The following is a 5,376-nucleotide window of genomic DNA, read 5'->3' as shown; positions in this document are numbered from 1 at the left end:
CGTTCAGCGCCGCGACGAGCGACTGCGCGAGCGTCGTCTTGCCCGCGCCCGGGCTCCCGGTGATGCCGAGCACGACCCGTCCAGCGGATGCCGCGTGCCGCCGCCGCACGCGATCGGCCAGCACCGCGAGGGCGGCCCGGGCCTCGGGCGACGACGGAGCTGCGGGTTCGGGCATGCGTTCAAGCATGACGGATGCCGCGGCATCCGCTCGCGGCATCCGCTCACGGCATCCGCCCGGCCATCCGGTCCCCGCGCATCCGCGCCGCCGCACGGGACATGCGCCCGCCTCTGGCCACGGAGCCCCGCCCCGGTGCACCATAGGGGGACGCGCCGCGCACGGCGTCGCGGGCTCGGGGCTCACGGGGGAGGCGCGCATGTCGGAGGCCACGGCGTCGCGGGTCGTCGTCGCCACCCGGAGCGCGGGCCGGGTGCTGAACCTCGTGGCGCTCGGGATCGTGCTCATCGTGGGCATGGCGTTCGTGTTCGCCGACCAGGGGACCGACTTCCAGATCATCTCGCTCGCGCTGTGGTGCCTGCTCTCGACCGCGTACATGGTCGGCTGGATGATCGTGCTCGGGCGCATCTCGCGCAGCTCGTGGCGAAGCTCGCCGACCCTCATCTCCACGAGGCCGCCCGGGCGCCTGGCGTCGCTGCTCATCACCATCGTGTCGAGCTTCATCGGCGTCTCGGCCGCGAGCGAGCTGCTCGTGCTGCGATCCGACCCCGCCTTCGGCACCGCGATCGACTTCTTCGGCGTGTGGGCGATGCTGCTCGCGTGGGGATTCCTGCACTGGGGCTTCGCGCAGATCTACTACCGCGTGTACCACCAGGGGCCGGGCAGGGTACGGCGGGCACGGGCGGGCGGTGCGGCCGCGGCAACGGCCCCGGCCGCGGCATCCGAGCCGCCGCTCGTCTTCCTGCACACGACGGAACCGACGCTGCTCGACTTCGTCTACGTGGCGTTCATGGTGGGCACGAGCTTCACGCCCAACGACGTCGAGACGACGCCGCGCATCCGGTGGACGGTCGTCTGGCACTCGGTGCTCAGCTTCTTCTTCAACGGGTTCATCATCGTGCTCGCGCTGAACACGATCATGGGCAAGTAGGCCTCGGGGCGAGTCGGCCGGGCACCTGCGTCAACCCCCGCGCGGTGACGCCGGCGCGTGCGTAGCATGCCGCACACAGCGCAGAGAAAGGACGACTCCGATGACTGTGGCACGCGATCTCATGACGCCCGACCCCCAGTGCGTGAAGGAGGACCAGACCCTCGTCGAGGCGGCGCGGCTGCTGCGCGACCTCGATGTCGGCGCGATGCCGATCTGCGGCAACGACAACCGGCTGAAGGGCATGCTCACCGACCGCGACATCGTCGTGAAGTGCATCGCCGAGGGCGGCGACCCGAACACCGTCACCGCGGGAAGCCTCGCCGAGGGCAAGCCCGTCACGATCGGCGCCGACGACGACATCCGCGAGGCGCTCGAGGTGATGCAGGACCACCAGGTGCGTCGCCTGCCGGTCATCGACGGGCACGACCTCGTCGGCATCATCGCGCAGGCCGACATCGCCCGCGAGCTGTCGGTCTCGCAGGTCGCCGAGACCGTGGCCGAGATCTCCGAGGACTGAGCGGGAAGGCGCGGACCGGCTAGAACAGCCGGGCCTGGGCGACCACGGGCGCGCCCTCGAGCTCGAGCAGGAACCGCTTGCGCTCGAGGCCGCCCGCGTACCCGGTGAGCGATCCGTCGGCCCCGACCACGCGGTGGCACGGCACGACGATGCTGATCGGATTCCGCCCCACGGCGTTGCCCACGCGGCGGGCGAGGTTGCGGTCGCCCAGCCGGGCGGCGAGCTCGCCGTACGAGGTCGTCTCGCCGTAGGGGATCTCGCGCAGCATCATCCAGACGGCGTGCTGGAAGGCGTCGCCGTCGGGCGCCAGCGGCAGGTCGAACGCGGTGCGCGTGCCCGCCAGGTACTCGCCGAGTTGCGCCGCGAACCGCTCGAAGATCGCGTCGCCGTGCGCGTCGACCTCGTCGCCGATGGTTCCGGATGCCGGTGGGTGCCAGTGGCCCGGGAAGTACACGCCGTTGAGGCCGCCGCTCCCACGCCCGTCGGGGCCGGCGTCGTCTGCGACGACGAGCAGGTCGCCGAGCGCTGTCGGCATCGTGGCGTGGCGGCGGGTCATTCCTCCATCCTCACCCCGCCGCGGCATCCGCGCGCCGCATCCGGTGGCGGGAATCGGACTTCTGCGTCGCCGTTGCGCACGGAACGCATGAGATTCGGCGACATGAGTCCGTATACGGACCCACACGTCGGAATATCCTGCGTTTTCGTCGCTGGGACAGCGCCCTGAGGGCCCCGCGCGGCTACGCCGAGGCGCGGCGGACGAGCTCGGTGGGCAGCGTCATCCTCCCGGCCGGACGCCCGTCGATGACGTCGAGCAGCATGCGCACCATCTCGTGCGCGATGCGCTCGAAGGGCTGGCGCATCGTGGTGAGCTCGGGTGAGACGCGGGTCGCGATGGGCGCGTCGTCGAAGCCCGCGACGGCGACGTCGTCGGGCACTCGGATGCCGCGCTCCCGCAGCACGTCGAGCGCTCCGGCGGCCATCACGTCGTTCGCCACGAAGACCGCGTCGAGGTCGGGCACGCGATCGAGGAGCTCGGCCATGGCGCGGATGCCGCTCGCCCGCGAGTAGTCGCCCTCGGCGACGAGACGCTCGTCGAACGTGTCGCCGAGTTCCTGCCGGTAGCCCTCGAGGCGGCCGATGCCGCCGGAGGTGTCGGGCGGTCCGGTGATAGTCGCGATCCGCGATCGACCCGCGTCCCGCAAGTAGGCGACGAGGTCGCGGGCACCCTCGAGGTCGTCGGCGGCGACGTAGCCGATGCGGCGCTCGTACCCGAGCGGGACGCCGCAGGCGACGACGGGCACCTCGGCGGCGACGAGCTCGGCGAGGAACCCCTCGCGTCCGCGGTGCGATGACACGAGCAGCGCGCCGTCGACGTGTCCGCCCATGATGAACTCGGTCGCGCGCCGCTGCTCGTCGTCGGATCCGGCCATGAGCAGCACGAGCGGCAAGTCGCGCTCGGCGAGCGCATCCGCCGCTCCGCGCATGAGCGTCGAGAAGTTGGGGTCCTCGAAGAGGCGGTCCTGCGACTCGGTGAGGAGGAAGGCGATCGAGTTGGCGCGGGCGGTCGCGAGGTTCCTGGCGTGCGGGTTGATGCGGTACCCGGTCTTCTTGATCGCGCGCTCGACGGCCTCGCGGGCGGTCGGGCTCACCCAGTGGCCGCCGTTGAGCACCCGTGAGACGGTGCCGCGGGAGACGCCCGACTCACGGGCGACGTCCTCGATCGTCGGTCGCCGCTTGGGCGCGTGCTCGCTCACGTGGCCAGTGTAGGTGCGGCCGGCGCCGCCGCGCGGCGAACGAGCCCGTGCGGTGCCGCCGCCCGCGGCATCCGCCCCACTCACGCCTTCACGGCGCCGGCCGCGAGGTCGACGCGCCAGTAGCGCTGCAGCACGAGGAACAGCACGATGAGCGGGATCACCGAGAGCAGCGCGCCCGTGATGACGAGCGTGTACATCGCGGGCAGCGACGCGCCCTGGTTGAGCAGCCCCGAGAGGCCGACCGTGATCGGGAACAGCTCGTCGTTGCCGAGCATGATGTAGGGCAGCATGAAGTTGTTCCAGACGGCGACGAACTGGAACAGGAAGATCGTTACGAGCCCGGGCCCCATCATCGGCAGGGCGATGCGGTGGAAGATGAACAGCTCGCGGGCCCCCTCGGTGCGAGCCGACTCGATGATGTCGGTGGGCACTGCGGCCGCCGCGTAGATGCGCGCGAGGTAGATGCCGTAGGGGCTGATGAGCTGCGGAAGCAGCACCGACCAGTACGTGTTCGTGAGGCCGACCTGCGCGAGCAGCAGGTACTGCGGGATCGCGACGATCACGCCGGGCACGAGCACGCCCATGAGCAGCACCTTGAAGACGACGCCCTTGCCCGGGAAGGTGTACTTCGCGAGCGCGTAGCCCGACAGGGCCGACACGTACGTCGACACGATGGCACCGAAGCCGGCATAGATGGCCGTGTTCAGCATCCACCGCCAGTAGAGGCCGTCGCGGTAGTTCGTGAGCTCGACGATGTTGTCCCAGAGGTGGGTGGACGGCGCAAAGGTGAACGTGGAGAACAGCTCCGAGGCGTCCTTGGTCGATGCGATGACGACCCAGGCGACGGGCAGCAGGCAGTACAGCGCGCCGAGCAGCAGCACGGCCGTGGAGCCGGGGGCGAGCGGCATCCGCTGGTCTCGTCCTGCGCCGGCGGCACCACCGGCACCTCCGCGGCCGCGACGCCCAGCGCGACGAAGGGTGCGGCGGTCCTCGGATGCCTCGGTGAGCTCGGGCAGCACGACCGCGCGGGTCTGGTTGGTGATGGTCACGGCTCAGTCCTCCTGGCCGAAGGCGCGTCGCTGCACGACGCGGAGGAAGAAGAAGGAGATGGCGAACGTCGCGACGGCGATGATCACCGAGGTCGCGGCGGCCGAGTAGATGTCGTCGCGGGTGAACGCGTCGCGGTACACGTACATGAGCGGCGACCACGTCGTCGAGAGGCTGTTGGTGAGCGGTCGCAGGGTGGTCGGCTCGGCGAACACCTGCAGCGTCGCGATCATCGAGAAGAGCGCGGTCATGATGAGCGCGGGCATGATGATCGGCACCTTGATGCGCAGGGCGATCTGGCGCTCGGATGCCCCGTCGATGCGTGCGGCCTCGTAGATCTCGGTCGGCACGGCCTTCAGCGACGTGTACATCACGATCATGTTGAAGCCGACGCCGCCCCACAGGCCGATGTTCGCGATCGCGAAGATGACGAGCCCCGGAGACAGGAGCGAGGGCACGTCGTCCCAGCCGAGCTGCTCGAAGATCCAGTAGAACGGGCTGACGGCCGGCAGGTAGAGGAAGCCCCAGAGGAGCGACGAGATCACCGCGGGCACGGCGTACGGCAGGAAGATCGAGACGCGCGAGAAGCCCTTCGCGCCCGTGCGGCGGGCGTCGAGCAGCAGCGAGAACAGCAGCGCGAGGCCGAGCATGGTCGGCACGAGGATGACGCCGTAGAGCAGTACGCGCCCCACGCTCGCGAGGAACTCGGGGTCTGTGAGGGTGGCGACGTAGTTCTCGAACCCGGCGAAGGTGCGGGTCTTGGAGCCCGAGCCGAGGCCGAGCCCCTTCACCATCTCCTTCTGGAACGACAGCACGACCGTGTAGAGGATCGGCGCCGCCATGAACACCGTGAACAGCACGATGCCGGGGGCGAGCATCATCCACGGGGTGAGGTGGCGTCGGGTGGCGCTGCGGCGGCGGGCGGGGCGCCGGGTGGCGCCGCGGCCTTTGC

6 protein-coding genes are annotated in these 5,376 nt (G+C 70.5%); 2 read left to right on the top strand and 4 right to left on the bottom strand.

Annotation, left to right across the window (positions count from 1 at the left end; genetic code table 11):
- Positions 1-374 precede the first annotated feature (374 nt).
- A complete protein-coding gene (locus tag AC1DY2_RS14680) occupies positions 375-1,106 on the top strand; it encodes a DUF1345 domain-containing protein (protein ID WP_476763094.1) in 732 nt (243 codons plus the stop codon).
- 100 nt (positions 1,107-1,206) lie between these two features.
- A complete protein-coding gene (locus tag AC1DY2_RS14675) occupies positions 1,207-1,623 on the top strand; it encodes a CBS domain-containing protein (RefSeq protein WP_309976891.1) in 417 nt (138 codons plus the stop codon).
- Between the two features lie 19 nt (positions 1,624-1,642).
- Here AC1DY2_RS14675 and AC1DY2_RS14670 read toward each other — a convergent pair whose 3' ends face one another.
- The 4 genes from AC1DY2_RS14670 to AC1DY2_RS14655 form a co-directional block, all read right to left on the bottom strand.
- Positions 1,643-2,179 (bottom strand): methylated-DNA--[protein]-cysteine S-methyltransferase, encoded by a 537-nt coding sequence (locus AC1DY2_RS14670; protein ID WP_476763093.1) that lies wholly within the window; start codon positions 2,177-2,179, stop codon positions 1,643-1,645.
- Between the two features lie 181 nt (positions 2,180-2,360).
- On the bottom strand, positions 2,361-3,377 hold the full coding sequence (locus AC1DY2_RS14665; RefSeq protein WP_476763092.1) for a LacI family DNA-binding transcriptional regulator: 1,017 nt from the start codon (positions 3,375-3,377) through the stop codon (positions 2,361-2,363).
- Positions 3,378-3,457: 80 nt separating this feature from the next.
- Entirely contained in the window at positions 3,458-4,285 is an 828-nt protein-coding gene (locus tag AC1DY2_RS14660) for a carbohydrate ABC transporter permease (protein WP_476763095.1), read from the bottom strand.
- A 144-nt stretch (positions 4,286-4,429) separates the two neighbouring features.
- A partial coding sequence (locus tag AC1DY2_RS14655) for a carbohydrate ABC transporter permease (RefSeq protein WP_476763091.1) occupies positions 4,430-5,376 on the bottom strand: 947 nt, incomplete at its 5' end.

It is taken from the genome of Agromyces sp. P1_H4, assembly GCF_056405255.1.
This window is presented reverse-complemented; position numbering and strand designations above follow the sequence as displayed.